General features: G+C 35.1%; 14 protein-coding genes. 9 read left to right on the top strand and 5 right to left on the bottom strand.

Going from position 1 to position 19,426, the window contains the following annotated elements; genetic code table 11:
• Positions 1 to 133 precede the first annotated feature (133 nt).
• The 3 genes from LNP22_RS12115 (at position 134) to LNP22_RS12105 (ending at position 3,529) form a co-directional block, all read left to right on the top strand.
• Positions 134 to 1,054: a homoserine kinase gene (locus tag LNP22_RS12115; protein WP_229973677.1), complete on the top strand. Its 921-nt coding sequence runs from the start codon at positions 134 to 136 to the stop codon at positions 1,052 to 1,054.
• Positions 1,055 to 1,154: 100 nt separating this feature from the next.
• Positions 1,155 to 2,444 carry a threonine synthase gene (gene thrC / locus LNP22_RS12110; RefSeq protein WP_229973676.1) on the top strand — a complete coding sequence of 430 codons (1,290 nt, stop codon included), beginning with the start codon at positions 1,155 to 1,157 and terminating at the stop codon, positions 2,442 to 2,444.
• A 671-nt stretch (positions 2,445 to 3,115) separates the two neighbouring features.
• Entirely contained in the window at positions 3,116 to 3,529 is a 414-nt protein-coding gene (locus LNP22_RS12105) for a VOC family protein (protein ID WP_229973675.1), read from the top strand.
• A 206-nt stretch (positions 3,530 to 3,735) separates the two neighbouring features.
• On the opposite strand, the gene LNP22_RS12100 is transcribed toward LNP22_RS12105, so the two are convergent.
• The gene (locus tag LNP22_RS12100) at positions 3,736 to 4,779 is read right to left on the bottom strand and encodes a glycosyltransferase family 9 protein (protein WP_229973674.1); all 1,044 of its coding nucleotides are present in this window, start codon (positions 4,777 to 4,779) and stop codon (positions 3,736 to 3,738) included.
• A gap of 284 nt (positions 4,780 to 5,063) precedes the next feature.
• Here LNP22_RS12100 and LNP22_RS12095 point away from each other — a divergent pair, with 284 nt between their 5' ends.
• Positions 5,064 to 5,594: a GNAT family N-acetyltransferase gene (locus LNP22_RS12095; protein ID WP_229973673.1), complete on the top strand. Its 531-nt coding sequence runs from the start codon at positions 5,064 to 5,066 to the stop codon at positions 5,592 to 5,594.
• A gap of 103 nt (positions 5,595 to 5,697) precedes the next feature.
• Here the strand turns inward: LNP22_RS12095 and LNP22_RS12090 are convergent, their stop codons facing one another.
• Positions 5,698 to 6,267 (bottom strand): Crp/Fnr family transcriptional regulator, encoded by a 570-nt coding sequence (locus tag LNP22_RS12090; RefSeq protein ID WP_229973672.1) that lies wholly within the window; start codon positions 6,265 to 6,267, stop codon positions 5,698 to 5,700.
• 228 nt (positions 6,268 to 6,495) lie between these two features.
• On the opposite strand from LNP22_RS12090, the gene LNP22_RS12085 reads away from it, so the two are divergent.
• Positions 6,496 to 7,605, top strand: coding sequence for a pectate lyase family protein (locus LNP22_RS12085; protein ID WP_229973671.1), 1,110 nt, complete (start codon positions 6,496 to 6,498; stop codon positions 7,603 to 7,605).
• 287 nt (positions 7,606 to 7,892) lie between these two features.
• Here the strand turns inward: LNP22_RS12085 and LNP22_RS12080 are convergent, their stop codons facing one another.
• From LNP22_RS12080 to LNP22_RS12070, 3 genes are all read right to left on the bottom strand, one after another.
• The gene (locus tag LNP22_RS12080; protein ID WP_229973670.1) at positions 7,893 to 8,276 is read right to left on the bottom strand and encodes a DUF3037 domain-containing protein; all 384 of its coding nucleotides are present in this window, start codon (positions 8,274 to 8,276) and stop codon (positions 7,893 to 7,895) included.
• Positions 8,266 to 9,048: a HipA family kinase gene (locus LNP22_RS12075; protein WP_229976382.1), complete on the bottom strand. Its 783-nt coding sequence runs from the start codon at positions 9,046 to 9,048 to the stop codon at positions 8,266 to 8,268. Before LNP22_RS12075 ends, LNP22_RS12080 begins: the two co-directional genes overlap by 11 nt.
• A gap of 81 nt (positions 9,049 to 9,129) precedes the next feature.
• The gene (locus tag LNP22_RS12070) at positions 9,130 to 9,978 is read right to left on the bottom strand and encodes an NAD(P)H-hydrate dehydratase (RefSeq protein WP_229973669.1); all 849 of its coding nucleotides are present in this window, start codon (positions 9,976 to 9,978) and stop codon (positions 9,130 to 9,132) included.
• A gap of 237 nt (positions 9,979 to 10,215) precedes the next feature.
• Here LNP22_RS12070 and gcvT point away from each other — a divergent pair, with 237 nt between their 5' ends.
• From gcvT to LNP22_RS12050, 4 genes are all read left to right on the top strand, one after another.
• Positions 10,216 to 11,298, top strand: coding sequence for a glycine cleavage system aminomethyltransferase GcvT (gene gcvT / locus LNP22_RS12065; protein WP_229973668.1), 1,083 nt, complete (start codon positions 10,216 to 10,218; stop codon positions 11,296 to 11,298).
• Between the two features lie 253 nt (positions 11,299 to 11,551).
• Positions 11,552 to 13,582: a S41 family peptidase gene (locus LNP22_RS12060; RefSeq protein ID WP_229973667.1), complete on the top strand. Its 2,031-nt coding sequence runs from the start codon at positions 11,552 to 11,554 to the stop codon at positions 13,580 to 13,582.
• A 136-nt stretch (positions 13,583 to 13,718) separates the two neighbouring features.
• Positions 13,719 to 14,432 carry a YebC/PmpR family DNA-binding transcriptional regulator gene (locus LNP22_RS12055; RefSeq protein WP_210665969.1) on the top strand — a complete coding sequence of 238 codons (714 nt, stop codon included), beginning with the start codon at positions 13,719 to 13,721 and terminating at the stop codon, positions 14,430 to 14,432.
• Positions 14,433 to 14,702: 270 nt separating this feature from the next.
• Complete coding sequence (locus tag LNP22_RS12050) at positions 14,703 to 19,424, top strand: hypothetical protein (RefSeq protein ID WP_229973666.1); 4,722 nt, start codon at positions 14,703 to 14,705, stop codon at positions 19,422 to 19,424.
• The last annotated feature ends 2 nt before the right edge of the window (positions 19,425 to 19,426 follow it).

The raw sequence follows: 19,426 nt of genomic DNA, 5'->3' as shown, positions 1-19,426 counted from the left end.
TGAGTTGCTAAGTTTCTAAGTTTTTTTATAAACTTATCTTAGCAACTTAGTTACTCAGAAACTTAAAAAATATTACAGCAAAACCTTAGCAACTTAGAGACTTAGAAGCTTAGAAACAGAACCTTAAAAAAAAATGACAGAAATAAAACTCTTTTGCCCAGCCACAATCGCGAATCTTTCCTGCGGATTTGACGTTCTGGGACTTTGCCTGGACAATGCAGGTGACGAAATGATTGTTCGAAAAGTAGACCAAAAAGGTGTTCGCATTACTAAAATTATAGGTGCCGATTTGCCTTTAGAAACCGAGAAAAATGTTGCAGGAGTAGCCGCTCTCGCAATGCTGGCAACCTTAGAAGTGGATTGCGGATTTGAAATCGAAATTTACAAACACATCAAAGCCGGAAGCGGTATTGGTAGTAGTGCTGCTAGTGCTGCAGGAGCTGTTTTTGGCATCAATGAATTATTAGGAAAACCTTACTCTCGCAAAGATTTGGTGCAATTTGCCATGCAAGGCGAAAAATTAGCCAGCGGAAATGCACATGCCGACAACGTTGCCCCTGCCCTTTTGGGAGGTTTTACGCTGGTGCGAAGTTATCATCCACTGGATATTATCAGGATTGACAGTCCTGAAGAATTGTTCGCAACGGTGGTTCACCCTCAAATTGAGTTAAAAACTTCTGATGCCCGTTCTGTTTTAAAACAAACAGTTTCCCTAAAAAGTGCCATCATGCAGTGGGGAAATGTAGGTGGGTTAATTGCAGGGTTGTACACCAAGGATTATGATTTGATCGGGCGTTCGCTTCATGACGAAATCGTAGAACCGTTGCGTAGCGTTTTGATTCCTGGTTTTGATTTAATCAAACAAACAGCTTTAGAAAACGGTGCTTTGGGCTCCGGAATCTCAGGTTCTGGCCCTTCTATTTTTGCTTTAAGCCGAGGAAAAAATACCGCAGATCAAATTGCCAAAGCGATGAGTGACGTATACGAAAAAATGAATTTGCCTTATGAAATTCACGTTTCGAAAATAAATCCTGATGGCGTGAGAATTATTTAAAATGAGTACTTAGTTCTTAGTAATTGGTCCTTAGTTGCAAAAGCTAAAGATTGAAATTAAGACTAAGGACTAGGAAGTAATAACTAAGAACTTAAAAACAATGAAATACTATAGTTTAAATCACAATGCACCAGAAGTTTCGTTTAAAGAAGCTGTAATTCAAGGACTAGCAAGTGATAAAGGATTGTATTTTCCGCAAATCATTACACCTTTAAATCCAGCGTTTTTTAACGTAATCGAAAATCTCAGTCACAATGAGATTGCTTTTGATGTCATTCATCAGTTTGTAGGTGATGAAATCCCCGAGGCAAATTTAAGAGAAATTATTGCCGACACTTTAAGCTTTGATTTTCCAGTTGTTGAAGTCGAGAAAGATATTTATTCTCTAGAATTATTTCATGGTCCAACTATGGCTTTCAAAGATGTTGGTGCCCGTTTTATGTCGCGTTGTCTGGCCTACTTTAATAAAGACAACAAAGACAGCAAAAATACCGTTTTAGTAGCCACTTCGGGAGATACAGGTGGTGCTGTTGCCAGCGGATTTTTAGGCGTAGCTGGTGTCGATGTCGTGATTTTATACCCTTCCGGGAAAGTGAGCAACATTCAGGAAAAACAGTTAACGACTCTCGGAAAAAACATCAAAGCCCTAGAAGTTGATGGTGTTTTTGATGATTGTCAGGACATGGTCAAAAAAGCTTTTTTAGACGACAGTTTGGCTCACAAAAACCTTACTTCGGCCAATTCTATCAATATTGCGCGCTGGCTGCCACAAATGTTTTATTTTTTCTTTGCTTACAAAGCTTTAAAAAAACTAAACAAACCTTTGGTTTTCTCTTGTCCGAGTGGAAATTTCGGAAATATTTGTGCCGGAATCATGGCAAAAAAATTAGGCTTGCCAATTGAGCATTTTGTAGCGTCTACCAACGTAAACGATACGGTACCAAGATTCTTAGCAAGCGGAGAATACGACCCAAAACCTTCAAAAGCAACGATTTCTAACGCAATGGATGTGGGCAACCCGAGTAATTTTATCCGAATTCAGGAATTGTACAATCATGATCTAAAAGCTATCGAAAAAGACTTCTCTTCTTATAGCTATAACGACGAGCAAACACTTGAAGCTGTGAAAAATATTTATAACACAAACGGCTACATTGCAGAACCGCACGGTGCCGTGGGCTATTTAGGGCTTAAAAAACAATTACAAAAACACGATAATGCCATTGGTGTTTTCTTAGAAACGGCACATCCTATTAAATTCCTAGATGTGGTCGAACCTGCTTTGGGCATTACGCTCCCAATTCCAACACAAATTGAAAGCGTGATAAACGAAGAAAAAGTTAGTGTAAAAATTTCTAATTATGAGGATTTGAAAGCCTTTTTACGATAATTTTTTTACTGTTTTAAAATACAAGCCACAACATACAACCAATATATTTTGATGTAAGTTGTGGCTTTCTTTTTTATTTTTGAATACGTTTTTTACCTTTCAATACTATATTTTTTTAACCACACTATTAAACATAAGTAGCTATATTGTCGTGGTCTTTTATACTAAAATGAAAGCTGCTGTTTAAAAAAACTAGCGAAGCAATTCGCAAAACTCGTGAAGCAAGTTATAAACCTATCGAAGCAGTTTGTAAATCTTGCGAAGTAATTTATAAAACTCGTGAAGCAAGTTGTAAACCTAGCGAAGCAGTTTATAAATCTTGCGAAGCAGTTTACAAAACTCGTGAAGCAATTTATAAACTTAGCGAAGTAATTTACAAAACTAGCAAAGCAGTTTATAAAATTCGTGAAGCAAGTTATAAAACTAGCGAAGTAGTTTATAAATCGAAAGAGTCACCAAAAAACAGTGTCCCTTTGCCACTTACAACCAAACAACATAGCAGAAAAACCATGACTTCAATAGCAACATTAGCCGATATTCTCGCATTAAGCACCTTGATTAATTCTGCTTAAAGAGTCAGAACTTGCATAGATAAAGCAATAAAAGAATCCAATATATTGTATAGAATGACAACTTTAATTCTTACATTAGTACAACTAAAAAACTAAAAAATGAAAGAGCAAAACAACGATACAAATAAAGACATGACCCCGAAAGTAACCGGAATTGGAGGGATTTTCTTTTTTTCTGACGATCCAGCAGCAACAAGAGCTTGGTACGATAAGAATTTAGGAATTGAAACAAATGATTATGGTGCCAGTTTTGAATCTAGAAATATCGATAACCCTGAAGAAATAAACATGCTGCAATGGTCGCCTTTTACAAAAGGGAGCGCATATTTTGCTCCTTCAAAAAAAGAATTCATGATCAATTATCGCGTGCAAAATATTGAAGAACTTGTAAAGCATCTTAAAAGCAATGGTGCGACCGTACTAGATGATATTGAAAATTCTGAGTACGGAAAATTTGTTCACCTACTTGACCCAGATGGAAATAAAATAGAATTATGGGAACCTACCGAATAAAAAATCTTTCAAAAAAACAATAATACAAAAAATGCCTCCATTAATAGGAGGCATTTCCCTTCTAACACCATAAAAAAACAATAAAATTCATTATGAAAATAATTTCTCTCTCTATTCAAATTCCTATTTGAGTTTTCTGAGTTATACCCTTTTTTAGATTGCTGCTTTCTTGCTGATTTGCTTTCTCTATTTTGCTGCGGAGCTTTTTATTTTTCAAGAAGTATCTCGATCTTTTCGATAATGGTTTGTATGGTCAAGTCATTGGTATTGAGTGCCAAATTATTATTGCCATAAGGGCCATACGCTTCTTTGTCTGTGGTTTTAAATAAACCAATAGTCGTCGTACTAGTAGCGTTTGCCAAATGCATAATATCGCCATCTGTACTGATAATCAGTTGTAAATTATCAATAAAACCAGCCATTTCTCTGATAGAAGGACTAAAAAATTTCGGAATCTTATCCTTAATATTAGATCGCTTGGTATCGGGCAAAATTTCGACAAAATCATAATCGGGTAATGTACTTTTTAAACCGTTGTAAAGCTCCTCCCACCAGTCACTATCATATTCTTTTTCACAGGTTGTCGCCGTATACAAACCTATTACCTTCTTGGTCGTATGTAGGACATCAAAAACTAAATCAAGTCCTTCTTCTACTTCTAAAGGTGTTAATCGTAAATCTAATTTTGGAAAAAAATTATAGTTCATAATCATACCGCTATCCATATAAGTTCTTAGGGCAATAATTGGTTTAAGCGCAATGTGTTTGTTTGTCTTGATAAAAGGATAAGCACAATGTGTATATATTTTATTTTTCGAATGTACCAATCGTGTCGCCAGTCTTCCAGAATTAGAATTTTCTACAACATTGATCACCAAGTCATAACGTTTAAAAGGTAATGTTAGCCAAGTAAATAAGTACAAAAAAATGTCTCTAAAATGATGTTTAGGCAAAGAAATGATCGACACATTTTTATACGATTTAAAAATGGTAAAACTCACCTTTCCTTTTACAAATAATTGAATAGCGGCATTCGGAAACTGATTTTGCAATTCGGTCACCAAAGGCAACAGCAGCAATTGATTTCCTAAACTATGTTCGGGTCTTACCACTAATATCTTAGTGATACTTTCGCAATTTGGTGCAATAATGCCCATTTTATTTTCCTTCGAAACTACTTTGGTTACAAGACTCAGTACACTTTGTCTATAACCATTTATCTTTGCTTTTGTCTCAATAATATACTCCATCGTATTGCGTTGCTAAAGGTTATTTTTTAGGTCTCTGAGCAGATGCTACTGCTTTTCTCTACCAAAATTAGACACAATATTGAGCGAAAAAATATTATTTATTCCAAATGAAAGAAACTGTCGACCAAATGCAATTTTCGTTAGATTTACTAATGAAGGCCTTTGCAACAAAAAAGCAGCTACTTTGTAACAGAAAATGTCAAAGTACTCAAAAGAAGTTTTTCTTTTATAAAACGAACGAGGCCACTTATAAAAATATAGAGTCTCCTAAAAACAATGTACCTTTGAAAATTATAATTACAGCAACCATGATTTCAATAGCAACATTAGCAGACGTTCCCGCATTAAATACCTTAATGAATTCGGCCTACAGAGGCGAAACCTCAAAAAAAGGCTGGACTACAGAGGCCAATATCCTCTCAGGAAAAAGAACCACCGAAGATGAACTGACACAAACCATCTTAGACCCTAAAAATACGATACTGAAATATACTCAGGAAAACACTATTATCGGTTCGGTTTTGTTGGTAGCACAAGAACATCAATTGTATTTGGGAATGCTCACTGTTTCGCCCGAATTGCAAAACAGCGGCATTGGCAAAAAGATGTTGGCCGAAGCAGAGAATCATGCCAAAGCTTTAGGATTGTCGAGTATTATCATGACGGTAATTTCGGTTCGCGAAGAGCTGATTGCCTGGTACAAACGTCACGGTTATGAAGACACAGGCAAAAGAGAAGCTTTTCCAGAAAGCGATATTCACATTACCACTTCAAAAGAACCTTTAGAATTTATTTATCTAGAGAAAAAGGTTTAATTTTTATTTCAGGTTAATCGCAAATTTCGCGAAAGGGTTTTTAATATAAATCAATAAAAAAACCTTAGCAACTCAGCATCTAAGAACCTTATTTGCTAAAAAATTAACAACTACGCTTAATCTTCGATAAAAATTCATGAGAAACCCCCAAATACGAGGATAAATTTCTGTTGTTGACGGTTTTTATTTTGTGTGGATATTTGTTTATAAAATCCAGATATCTTTCTTTGCCGGTTTTGTTCAAAACATCCAAAAGCCTCTGTTGTATGGCAATGTTGGCTTTTTCGACCATTAAAATATGAAACTGAATTAGTTTGGGAACTTCCTTAAATAAGAGGGTTTTATTGGCTTTATTAATGACCAATATCTCGCTGTCTTCTATCGCTTTTATATTGTAGGTAGTGGGTTTTTGATGATAAAAACTTTCGATATCACACATCCACTCATTTTCGAAAGAAAAAAAAATAACAGTTTCTGTTCCGTTATCATTTAGAATGTAAGTTTTAAATGAACCTTTGAGAATAAAGACTTCATAAGAACTATTGGAGTCCTGAATTTGCAGGAATTCATTTTTCTTCAATTTAATAAATTCTACTTTTTCTGCAATACATCGCCACTCTTCATCGCTGAGACTAATTTTTCTTTCAATACTTGATCTGAGGGACTGGTACATGTTTTTTGTTTTTATTTCTATCTAAATTATTTTAAATAACGGAAACAATTAAAATAATGTAATCGATTACGCAAATGTACTTTTTTTATAGTTTTTTGTAAACTTACAACTGTTAAAAAAATATTTTTACCCTAATTATTTTCAAAACGTTGAACTTGTTCAACTTTTCTTTCAGTTTTTATAATCAGATTTGTACTGTTAACTATTTATAACCTCAAATTTTTTATTATGAATTTTAAATCAAAATGTTCAGCGCTTTTAATGGCACTGATGATCGGTCTTACGGGATGTAATACCGAAGAAATGGCTTCGACAGCAAATGCTGAAGCAACTGTAGAAACAACAGTACCTACAACAACTGACTTTACAGCAAAAGTGGGTAATTGTGCTCAAGTTCCGGGATGGGCCTCTCAAAACGGAGGAACACTTGGTGGAGGAACGTCCGCCGAAACAACGGTTACTACTTACGCTCAATTAAAATCTGCCATAGAAAGCAGTTCTGTAAAAGTGATCAAAGTTACGGGTACTATTACCGTAACAACAAGACTGTCGCTCCAAGACCAAACCGGTAAAACTATTTATGGTACAAGCGGAGCAAAATTGGTTTCTACCAACCAGACAAAAGATGGCTCAGGTATCATCAACATCAAAAGATGTAAAAATCTAATTATCAGAAATCTTATTTTTGAAGGACCCGGCGCTTATGACACCGACGGATGGGACAACGCTATTTTGGACGATTGCCAAAATGTATGGGTAGACCACTGCGAATTTAGAGATGGTGTAGATGGCAACTTTGACATCAAAAACAAATCAGATTATATTACGGTTTCTTATTGCAAATTTGGTTATTTAAAACCACCAAAAGCTGGAGGTTCAGGAGGTTCGGATGATCACAGATATTCAAACTTAATAGGTTCAAGCGATGGCGCAACTGCAGATCGCGGGAAACTAAGAATTACTTTTGCTCGTTGCTGGTGGGCTCCTGGCTGCAAAGAAAGAATGCCAAGAGTTCGTTTTGGAAAAGTACATTTGATCAACAATTACTTTAACAGCACCGTAAGCAATAAATGTATCGCTGCAGGATTTGAAGCTGATATTAAAGTAGAGAACAATGTTTTTGAAGGCGTAAAAACTCCTATTGATTTAATGACTGGTTTTACAGCTGTTACAGCAGTTGGAAACGTGTTTACTAATACTAGCGGAAATACAGCAGGAAGCAAAACAGCTTTTACACCTCCTTACACTATCGTAACGCTTGCGGCTTCGGCAGTAAAAGCGGATGTTACTGGTGGAGCGGGCGCTACATTCTCAGGTAATACTTGCGGTTCTTTCTAATTTTTCAAAAAAAGAAACCACAATTCTATTACCAATTTTTAAAACTTTAGTTTTAAAAATAATAGTAGTTATTAAGTTTTGGTTTTGTCTAACCCTATTTTTGATATAAGTAATACAAAGTTCAAATTAACTCTGAACTATTATTTACTTATATCAAAAATAGGGTTATTCCTTTTTTAAGAGAATAGATTTGCCTACGAGTTAGGACACAAATAATTCTGTAAAAGCCTAAAATTAGAAACAAAAAACAGTAAATGATTAGATTTAAAAAACTAATAAATTGCTTTTTACAATACTAATTCTTCAAATAAACGTTGCATTGTTTTCTCTAAATCTAAAGAGAGTCCCGGATGCGGTCGTGATGTTTGTATCGCCGAACTGCGAATCGCAGTTAACCAGCGAAAACGCGACGGAATATCCATCGCTGCAATGGGGCCGCCATCTTGGGCACCATTAGCTATTTTTTCCAGAGCGGTCAAATTACATTTGAGTTGTTCGATATCAAAATCATTAGAAAGTGCTTCTATTTTTACTTCATTAATATGGAAGAGCACTTTTATAAATTTGGCTTTTTTGCAAAACAAAATCACTCCGATATTCAGGAATTCTTCGCGTTCCACCCTTGGTACCGCACGAATTACGGCATACTCATATAAGTGACTATCTTGCATTGTGCGCTTGATTTACAAAGATTTCTGAATGATTTAAACGAGTTGTCAAAAACTGCAAATAGATATTTCGCAAAGCCTCGGGAGATTCATCGGTATCCTCCCACTCGAGCCATTCCAGCGGAATAGTATTTACAATTTCTTCTACTATTTCGGGAGTCAAAATAGTTTTAAACTCGGCATCAACTTCTTTTAAAAGCGTTGCTTGTGGCAATAAAACATGATCTTTTATAAGAGCAAAAGGACTTTTGGCATGTTGCTCCCAATTGTTCCAGGAATGATGAAAATATAAGCACGCTCCGTGATCGATGAGCCATAATTCTTTGTGCCAGATCAGCATATTGGTATTTTTGAAAGTTCTGTCTACGTTTGTAATATAAGCATCTAACCACACTATTTGCGAAGCTAGTTTGGCATCAACGGTAGTCACAACGGGATCAAAAGTGATGGCACCAGACAAAAAATGAAGTGCCAGATTGAGTCCCTGACTGCCTTGTAGCAAATCCTGAATTTCTTCGTCGGCTTCGGTTCTTCCAAAGGCTTCATCGAGATTTGCAAAAACCAATTCGGGCAATTGCAGTTGCAATGCTTTGGCTATTTGACCACCCACCAGTTCTGCAATCAGGGCTTTTACACCGTGACCCGCCCCTCTGAATTTTAAGACATATTTAAAATCGTCATCGGCTTCTGCCAAAGCTGGTAAAGAACCTCCTTCTCGCAAAGGAGTAATGTAACGCGTTACGTTTACGGTTCTGAGATCGAAGTTTTTCATAATACAAATCTACAATTTTGTTTATTGAACCGCAAAGATCAAAAGGGTTTTGCGTAATTCTTACCGAACTTCTTTGCGATTAAATTATTTCTCTAAACTTAAAAAAGCTCTTCCTAAATTCGCAATAATATCAGATGCTATAAAAGATTGATAACCTGTTTCTGGCAGCGAAATATCTGCTGTTAATCCGTGGAGGAAAACACCAAGTTGGGCTGCATGTAGCGGTTCGTAACCTTGCGCTAATAAACTTGTGATGATACCCGTAAGGACATCACCACTTCCTGCAGTTGCCAAAGCGGCGTTTCCGGTTGTATTTTGGTAAATTGTATTTTTAAAAACAATGTGGGTTGGAGCGCCTTTCATGACCACGATTACGTTGTACTTCTCTGAAAAAGCCATTGTATTCTCAACCTTTTCAGAATCTGACTGCCATTTACCTATTAAACGTTCGAGTTCTTTCGGATGCGGTGTCAAAATACTATTTGGAGGCAATAATCCCAACCAAGATGGGTTTTGCGCCAAAATATTAAGTGCATCTGCATCAATAACCAAAGGCAAAATGTTATTTTCTAGAAATTTGAATACTGCTGTTTGAGTAGCTTGCTCCTGACCTAATCCCGGACCAATTCCGATTGCCTGAGGAATTACTGGAAGTTGAATATCGGTAATGAAATTAGAATTTGCATCGGTGACAACCATCACTTCGGGAATAGTCATTTGGAGGATTTCATAGCCACATTTAGGCACAAAAGTAGTCACGAGACCGCAGCCCGATTTTAAAGCGGCTTTGGAACTTAAAACCGCTGCTCCTATTTTGCCATAACTCCCCGCAATTATCACGGCATGTCCCTGAATTCCTTTGTGTGTAGCAGGATTTACTGGTTTGTAAATCTTTAGTATCTCTTGTTTTGTAATGGGAATTGGAATTTTCATTTGGAATACAATTTTCCTTAAATTTACGTAATTTTCTTTGAAAAGCCGACTATTACTTGATTATCGAGATGCCCTAGCCCTGATAAAAACGGCATCCTTTTTGTTTTTTCTTTAAAAACAAAAAGATATAGTGAATAGCAGGAAATAGCTCCTCATCTTTGCGATTTTTATAATTTATACTGCTTCTTTTCGATATTTTTTGAATAAATTTGCGTCACAATTTTATAAAACAACACAATGAAAAATACTGCGCTTACGCACATACATGAGAGTTTGGGAGCAAAAATGCTTCCATTTGCTGGTTATAACATGCCGATTACTTACGAAGGCGTGAATGCTGAACACGAAACGGTTCGTAACAGTGTGGGCGTTTTTGACGTTTCGCACATGGGTGAATTTTTACTTACGGGACCGAATGCTTTGGCTCTGATTCAGAAAGTGACTTCGAATGACGCTTCGACTTTGACAATTGGAAGAGCACAATATTCTTGTTTACCGAATAATGACGGCGGAATCGTAGATGATTTGATTGTATATAAAATGAAAGAAGAGCAGTATTTACTGGTAGTAAATGCTTCGAATATTGAGAAAGATTGGAATTGGATTTCGGCTCACAACGATTTGGGTGTTGAGATGAAAAACCTTTCTAATGACTATTCTTTATTGGCCATTCAAGGTCCGAAAGCAGTTGAAGCGATGCAACCTTTGTCTTCAATCGATTTATCTGCCATCGCCTATTATCATTTTGAAGTGGCTGATTTTGCTGGAATAGAAAACGTAATCATTTCGGCTACAGGATATACTGGTTCGGGAGGTTTTGAAATTTACTGCAAAAATAGTGAAGCTGAACAAGTTTGGAATAAAGTTTTTGAAGCGGGCGCTGCTTATGGTATCAAACCAATAGGATTGGCGGCTCGTGATACTTTACGTCTGGAAATGGGTTTTTGCCTATACGGAAACGACATCAACGATACTACTTCTCCGCTGGAGGCTGGCTTGGGATGGATTACAAAATTTAATAAAGATTTTACCAATTCTGAGAGCCTGAAAAAACAAAAAGAAGCAGGTGTTACCAAAAAATTAGTCGCTTTTGAAATGCAAGAACGTGCAGTGCCAAGACATGATTACGAAATTGTAAATGCTTCCGGTGCTGTGATTGGAATTGTAACCTCGGGAACGATGTCCCCTTCTATGAATAAAGGGATTGGTTTGGGATATGTTACCGTAAACAACAGTGCTCTTGACAGCGATATTTTTATCCGAATTAGGAAAAATGATGTTCCTGCAAAAGTGGTAAAATTACCTTTTTATAAAAAATAAATTTTAGTATTGATCAATTAGAAATGCACTATTTTTAAAAGTAGTGCATTTTTTTTATCGTTTAAAATCTTTTTGTTTTCTTGTTTTTAAATTCAATTTTAGCATTAAAAAAAGTAGAAAGTCTTTTTTATTGCTAAAAAATGATGTTTTTTTTATTAAAACAAATCGTTTGTATGTAAGATTTTTTAGAAAAAATATAATGCTTGGTAAAATAAATTAGTGTAATTTTAATCTAAACGATGTTTTTCGATTTATGAAAAAAAATTCTCTACTCTTTTTGCTGACCTCAGGTGCCCTATTTAGTCAAAATAGCACCAAAACATGCGAAATATTAAATAAAATAAATTCGCTTATCCAGTCAGAACACATTCAGCCTAAACCTGTAGATGATAGTTTATCTGCTTTTGTTTTTGACAATCTCATGAACGAATTAGATCCCGCACGAAACATCTTTTTTAAAAGCGAATACAAAGAACTCTCGCAAAAATACCGTCTGAATCTTGACGATTTAATTTTAAAAAACGATTGCAGTTTTCTTTCAGATATTGAAAAAACATACCATACCGGATTGGAAAGAACCAAATCTGTTCTGGAAAAAATTAAAGTGCAGCCCATTGATTATAATTTAAAAGATACCATTCGGTTTTATAAAAAATCATTTGATTTTTATGTAGAAAAAGAAAATCTGGAAAAAGTATGGACAAAAAAAATTCGTTATCAGATTCTGGATGATATTGCAGAATCGAGCGAGGATCCAGATGCGGCTCAAACTAGCTTTAAATTGCTAGAAAGTGCTTCTAAAGAAATGATTTTAACCAATGAAATTTGCAGAATCAACACACTTCTGGAAACCAAAAATACGCAGGAAGAAAAACTATATAATTTTTTCTGTATCTATTTTGATCCGCATACGGCCTACTTTAGCAACGATTCTAAATCAAGTTTTGTAGCTTCATTATCCAAAGAACGTTTGTCACTTGGCATGAGCGTCAATCTGAATGAAAAGAACGAAATCATCATAGAAGAAATTGATCCGAAGGGTCCCGCCTTTAAAACGGGGAAAATAAAAAAAGGCGATCAGATCATATCTATTTCCAATCAAAAAGAAACGTTGCATGTTTCGTGTTCTTCGTTAGAGTCAATTTCGACGATGATTTTATCCGAATCTAATAAAAATATTACGCTTACGCTCAAGCGAAATTCTGGTAAAAACTTTGAAGTATATATCGAAAAACAAGTAATGAAAAATGAAGAGAATTCGGTTTTTAGTTTTCTTATTGGTAAAGAAAATAAAATTGGTTACATAAAAATTCCGAGTTTTTACGCTGATTTAGACGGTAATTCTAGAAAAGGATGTGCTGATGATGTGGCGCGCGAAGTATTAAAATTGGAAAGAGACCATATAAAAGGTCTGGTGATCGATTTAATTGATAATGGCGGTGGTTCTATGGAAGAAGCTATAAAACTAGCCGGAATGTTTGTAGACTACGGCCCGATCTCGATTGTTGTTGATAATAAACTTAATCAATCTATTATCAACGATCCCTACAAAGGTGTTATTTATAAAGGCCCAATAGTGATTTTGGTAAATAGCAATACGGCTTCTGCAAGCGAATTTTTTTCATCTATTTTGCAGGATTACAATCGCGCTTTGTTGCTTGGGAGCGGTACTTTGGGCAAAGCAACCATGCAAACCATTGTTTCTCTTGACGAAAATAAAAACACAGATTTCCTAAAAATTACTATCAATAAATTTTATCGTGTTACGGGCAAAAGTCATCAAAAAAATGGGGTAAGTCCCGATGTGATTCTCCCGGAATTTTACCAAGATATTTTCCAAAAAGAAAGTAATTTCAGTACCGCAATTCCTAATGACAGTTTGCCTCAACCGCTAAAATACAGACCGTATGTAAAACGGGGTATTATTGATAAAGTAGCGCATAACAGTTCGGTGCGACTTGCCGATAATTATTATTTTAACAACATTAAAAAAATAAATCAAAAAATAGATGAGATGGTCAATACGCCAAAAGCAGAGATTCCGATGACTTTGGATGCCGTTTTTGAACAGAAAAAAATCCGAAATAGTTTGTGGAAAGAAATCAATACCCTTAATGAAGAAAACAATCCTTTGGACATTTACAACTCAACCGTAAATCAGTTTTTATTAGGCACCTACCCTTCTGAGAAAGTGATGAATGAGTATCAAATTAACAGTCTGAAAACCAATCCTTATCTAAATGAAGCGGTAAATATTATTAATGAATTTAATGGTTTCAAGTAGTTTCAGGTAAAAAAACTTGAAACTTGAAACTTTTTTAACTTGAAATTTGAAAAACATAAATTAAAAAAGAATAGAGATTGATTTTGGAAAAATAAGGAATAACCGTATTTTTGCATCTCAAAATAAAAAATTAGTAATGGGAAGAGCGTTCGAATTTAGAAAAGGAAGAAAAATGAAACGTTGGTCAGCAATGGCTAAAACATTTACCCGAATTGGTAAAGACATCGTTATGGCGGTTAAAGAAGGCGGTCCTAACCCTGATGCCAATTCTAGATTAAGAGCCGTAATACAAAACGCAAAAGCCGCCAACATGCCTAAGGACAATGTGGAACGCGCTATAAAAAATGCGAGTAATAAAGATACTGCCAACTATAAAGAAATTTTGTTTGAAGGGTATGCGCCTCACGGAATCGCAATTTTGATTGAGACTGCATCGGACAATAATAATAGAACAGTTGCCAATATTCGCAGCTACTTTAATAAATGCAACGGAACAATGGGAACTCAGGGCTCGGTTGAATTTATGTTTGATCATACTTGTAATTTTAGAATTGCAAAAGGAGAACTTGATCCAGAGGAATTGGAGTTGGAACTGATTGATTTTGGTGCAGAAGAAGTTTTTGAAGATGAAGACGGCATTTTAATCTACGCCCCTTTTGGAAGCTTTGGTGCCTTGCAGAAAGAATTAGAAAATAGAGGTTTAGATATTTTATCTTCCGGTTTTGAGCGTATACCGCAAATTACAAAAGAACTTACCGAAGCTCAAATCGCCGATGTTGAAAAACTAATCGAAAAAATAGAAGAAGATGATGACGTAATGAACGTTTATCACACAATGAAAGAAGAATAACATTTTTGTTTTTTTATACCCACAAAAGCTCTGAATTTTTTCAGGGCTTTTTTTGTTTTATGATTTGATTGAGATTTTTTGGCTCTAAAAACTACTTAAAATAGCAGTAAATAAAAACATGTTAAAAAATATTTAAAAAACTTTTTTTAACATGTCTTATTCTTGTTAAATAAATTATATATTTGAACGCCATTAACAAATTCTACATATAAAAAATAGGTTTTTTCTTAAATTCTATTGTTTTATTTTAGAAACTTAACAAGTCTAAAATTGAAAAAAACTACTCTTCAGTTACGCTCTTTTCTATACTCTATTATTTTATTTTCGCTCAGTTTAAATTGTTTTTCAAGTACTTATACCGATACGATAAGCAATTCGAAAAAAACTTTAGCAGTTAAAAATGTTCTTTCTAAGGATCATATTTCCTCAGAAAAAAAATCCTTTGTTTATAAGCAAAATTCAGAAAGTGAATTTACAGATGAATATTTAAGAAAGAATTTTCCTGTTAGTAGCCAGACTGGTGACGATTTAAAAACTGCAATGGCAACTTGTCTTAAAATAGACGAGAGTGGTAATTTAACAGATGTATTAGAACCTAAAAAATTGTCGATGCTACCACTTGGTATCAAAAAGACAATTGGTGGTATCCAATATTTATTAGGAATAAGTAATGCCAAATTTACACCTGAATATACTGAACTTACGGCTTTTGTTAGAATCATCATACCACAACACGGTGCAGACGGAAAACCAAAAGAATTATTTTTTGGAGCCAACAATATTAGATTATCCCACAAAGGAGGTTTAGTTGGCGATACAAATTTGGTTTTATTAGGCGACGTACCTATCAAAATTAATGGTGAAAACTTACTATTGATTCTGAAGGGCGGAATGGATATGAAGACTGGAGTCGTTAAAAACGAAACATACGTAACTATAGATTGTAAAGGTTTTAAAGAACTTGGAATAAGTGCTGAAGTACAATTTTCAAGAAAACTTTTAGAACCTGTAGATAATAATTATGTTGCTTTAGCAGACCCCGCTCTTGTTAAAGGGACGTTTAAAACTGTAGTTTCTAACTGGAATGACATTTTAATCGAAATATCATTGCCTAAATTTCAATTAACTTCTAAAAAAGGCTTCTGCTTCGAATTAAACACAGCCGTAATTGATTTTAGTGATTTACGAAATTCTACAAGTGTAGTTTGGCCTCCCAATTATGCAAGTAAATATTTAGTTCCAGGAAATGAAAATCTTTGGCGTGGCCTTTATGTACAATCTCTTAAAATAGTTTTACCCGAAGAATTTAAGAAAAAACAAAGTAAGGAAAGAATTCGATTTGAAGCAACAAATCTACTGATAGATCGTATGGGGGTCTCTGGAACGTTTTCAGGTACTAACCTAATAGGAATTGATGAGGGAAATGCGTCTGGATGGCAAATGTCCCTTAACAGTGTGAGTATAACATTAGTTGCGAATTCTTTGACTGCTGCCAGTTTTGGCGGTGATATTCTTTTACCTGTTTCTGATAAATCAGAAAAATGTAATGGCGGCACAAGGTCTGAATTAGCTTATAAAGGATTGATAGACCCTGTTAATAATGAGTACTTATTAAATGCCCAGGTTACAAACGGAATTTGTTTTCAGGCTTTTAAAGCCCAAGCTGTCATCGAAAAAAACTCTTATGTCGAATTAAGAGTAAAAGATGGCAATTTTCTCCCAAAAGCAGTTCTATACGGTACTTTATCATTAAATGCCAGCAACAAACCTATAACTGCAGCTGAAGCAATTGCATTAGAAAAAACGGACTCTGGAAGTGGAAATTCTGCTACAGGAGAGAAAAAAGAAACTGTATCCTTTAAAGGGGTTATTTTTCAAAATCTAATGCTTCAGACTGTTTCTCCCTATATTAGTGCCGATTATTTTGGGTATAAAAATGTGCAAAATGATGGTTCAACTGTTAGTAATTTCCCAGTTACTATCAATGAAATTGCTTTAATGACTACTCCAGAAAGTGCTAGCTTAAAGGTAGATCTTGCCATTAATATGATGGAAAATCAATTTAATGGGCAAACTAAATTTTACGTAGTTGGAAAATTTGGCAAGGATGAAGGAATTCAGAAATGGAAGTATGATCATCTTAAATTTGAACAAATTTCGATTGGAGCAGATTTAGGTGGAATGAAATTAAAGGGAAGCATTACCATAATGGATAATGATCCAGTTTATGGAAAAGGCTTCAAAGGAATGTTAAGCTGCGACTTCACAGGTGGGATAAAAGTAGAAGCAAATGCTATTTTTGGGTCTATAGGTTTTAGATACTGGTACGTTGACGCAATGGTAGATGGTCTAAACATACCAGCGGGTGCCATTACTTTTAAAGGTTTTGGTGGAGGCGCCTATTATCGAATGAAAAAAGACGGTTTCAGTAATCGCTTTGCTGCTTCAGGGTCTAATTATGTTCCTGATATCGACTCTGGTCTTGGTGTAAAAGCCATGATTAAATTTGCGGGAACCGCAACCGCTGATGCTTTTTGGGGTGGTGCCGGTTTTGAAATTGCCTTTAATAGCAAAGGAGGTATAAATCGAGTTAGTATTTATGGTGAGGGTCACGTTATGCAGACTTTTGAAATTCCTGGCGCAAGTGAATTAACTGACGCCTTAAAAGCGGTAACAGAAAATGAATCTCTAATGGGTAAAATAGCCGTAGAAGCCCTAAAAACAACTAATTTATCAAAAGCGGCTGCACAATTATACCCAAATGATGTGGGAACTTCTATGGGTATTAATGCTTTTGCTGCTATAGAATATGACTTTAGAGCCAAAACATTACACGGTTCATTCGATTTATATATCGCTACTCCTGGTGGTTTTATTCAGGGTCGTGCCTCAGGAAACAGAGCTGGATGGGCAGTTTTACATTTTGGCCCAGATAAATGGTATGTCCGTGCGGGCACACCTACTGATAGATTAGGAATAAAATTAGCTATTGGATCGTTTGAAGTTGAAGCTGGTGGTTATTTTATGATGGGAGATGATATTCCTGCAAGTCCACCGCCGCCGGATATTGTTGCTAAGTTACTTGGTGTTGATGTTGCAACTCTTGATTACATGCGAGATGAAAATAGTGTGGCATCTGGTAAAGGATTTGCTTTTGGCTCAGATTTTAGCCTAAAAACAGGAGATTTAAGCTTCTTAATGTTTTATGCCAATTTTCAGGCTGGTTTTGGTTTTGATATTATGGTAAAAGATTATGGCGAAGCACAATGTAAAGGATCTGGACAAATTGGCCTTAATGGATGGTACGCCAATGGTCAGTCGTATGCCTATTTACAAGGTGAACTCGGAATTAACATAAAATTGTTTTTTATTAGAAAGAAAATATCCATTATAAAAGGTGGAGGTGCTGTTTTACTACAAGCAAAACTTCCAAACCCAGTCTGGATTCGTGGTTATATGGCAGGATATTTTGATATCTTGGGTGGTGCGATTAAAGGTAGTTTCCGATTTAAACTCGAATTTGGTAAACAATGCGAATTTGTAAATGATGCACCTTTAGGAGGACTAAAATCTATTGCAGATATAACTCCTTCTGAAGGAGCCAAAGATGTAGATGTTTTTACGGTACCTCAAGTTGGTTTTAATGTGCCCGTCGAGAAAAATTTTACTCTAGAAGAAGATAGCGGCACAAAAACTTATAAATTAAAATTGGAAGAATATACTATTAAAAAAGATGGTGTAGCCCTTCCCGGACAAATTTCTTGGAATGATACCAAAGATTTATTAAGTTTTACCTCTACAGATATATTGCCTCCTAATTCTGATTTGATATTGACTGTAAAAGTAAGTTTTCAAGAATATACAAATGGGGCATGGAAAACTGTTTTAGACAAAGGACAAATTGCTACAGAAACAGAAACAAGAAATTTTGCGACTGGTACAGCTCCAAAAAATATTCCAGTTAATAACATTTCTTACTCTTATCCCGTTTTTGATCAAAAATATGTCTATCAAAACGAGTCTAAACAAGCGTATATCGTATTAAAACAAGGTCAGCCTTATCTCTTTGATCTAAAACCAGGTCAGTCACAGCAGGCATTTTACAAAACAGGAGATAATACAGCTACAGGTTTAATAACTTATAACAATTCAGATAGGAAGGTTAGTATTGATTTACCTGCCTTGCAAACATCAAAGCCATATAATATTACTTTAATGACATTGGAAACCAAAACCGATGCTAATTCTAATTTATCACAAAATTACGAATCTCAAGATCTGGGTGATGGTGCAAATATTGAAATGAAAAGTAATACATTAAATGCAACGGTAACAAGCGGTGAAGGTGTAGAATTATTACAATACAAATTTAATACCAGCCAATACAACACATTTAAAGAAAAAATGGCTGCCAAGAAACCAAAACAAACTTTGGTAGAAATCATTTATTCAGATGTACACGCATTACAATCTATGAACAACTCAACAGAACCTTTTGATGAAATTGAAATTATCGGAAATTTAAAAAGCCAAAACATACCTTTAGTAGCTGTTGAGGCGGTGTTGGATGACAATTATTATAAAAACGAAATATTTCCTCTAATATATGCCGGATATCCACTAGAACGAGATTTAACTTTAGACAGAGTTGATGCGAAATTAGGAATTCCACCAATTAAAGGAGTGGAAACAATGGCATGGTATCAGGATTATATCCTTAATAATCCGAGTAGTTTTATGTTAAAAGAGTATTTACCTTATCGCTACAATCTACCTTATTATTACAAAACAGATTTTGTTAATTTAAGATATAAAGTCGTAAACAAGTACTTGAATACACTCAATCAGGCAATGATTACTAAATACGATTATATCATAAACGGTAAATTTCCATACATCAAACAAGGAATTTACACTATTAAATTAAACTATACTCTCCCTGGCGGCCAAGCGGGAACTAGTTCAATTTTTACATTCAATAAATCAAATTAAGC

Origin of the sequence: Flavobacterium flavipigmentatum (assembly GCF_020911905.1) — a bacterium.
Lineage (GTDB): Bacteria > Bacteroidota > Bacteroidia > Flavobacteriales > Flavobacteriaceae > Flavobacterium > Flavobacterium flavipigmentatum.
The sequence above is the reverse complement of the archived record's forward strand: the minus strand, read 5'-3'. Positions and strand labels throughout refer to the sequence as shown.

What these genes read in the sequence shown, in the direction of transcription:
- LNP22_RS12070 (WP_229973669.1), bottom strand. Translation starts at nt 9,978, where the DNA reads ATGAAAATTCCAATTCCCATTACAAAACAAGAGATACTAAAGATTTAC.
- gcvT (WP_229973668.1), top strand. Translation starts at nt 10,216, where the DNA reads ATGAAAAATACTGCGCTTACGCACATACATGAGAGTTTGGGAGCAAAA.
- thrC (WP_229973676.1), top strand. Translation starts at nt 1,155, where the DNA reads ATGAAATACTATAGTTTAAATCACAATGCACCAGAAGTTTCGTTTAAA.
- LNP22_RS12105 (WP_229973675.1), top strand. Translation starts at nt 3,116, where the DNA reads ATGAAAGAGCAAAACAACGATACAAATAAAGACATGACCCCGAAAGTA.
- LNP22_RS12115 (WP_229973677.1), top strand. Translation starts at nt 134, where the DNA reads ATGACAGAAATAAAACTCTTTTGCCCAGCCACAATCGCGAATCTTTCC.
- LNP22_RS12060 (WP_229973667.1), top strand. Translation starts at nt 11,552, where the DNA reads ATGAAAAAAAATTCTCTACTCTTTTTGCTGACCTCAGGTGCCCTATTT.
- LNP22_RS12055 (WP_210665969.1), top strand. Translation starts at nt 13,719, where the DNA reads ATGGGAAGAGCGTTCGAATTTAGAAAAGGAAGAAAAATGAAACGTTGG.
- LNP22_RS12090 (WP_229973672.1), bottom strand. Translation starts at nt 6,267, where the DNA reads ATGTACCAGTCCCTCAGATCAAGTATTGAAAGAAAAATTAGTCTCAGC.
- LNP22_RS12100 (WP_229973674.1), bottom strand. Translation starts at nt 4,779, where the DNA reads ATGGAGTATATTATTGAGACAAAAGCAAAGATAAATGGTTATAGACAA.
- LNP22_RS12085 (WP_229973671.1), top strand. Translation starts at nt 6,496, where the DNA reads ATGAATTTTAAATCAAAATGTTCAGCGCTTTTAATGGCACTGATGATC.
- LNP22_RS12080 (WP_229973670.1), bottom strand. Translation starts at nt 8,276, where the DNA reads ATGCAAGATAGTCACTTATATGAGTATGCCGTAATTCGTGCGGTACCA.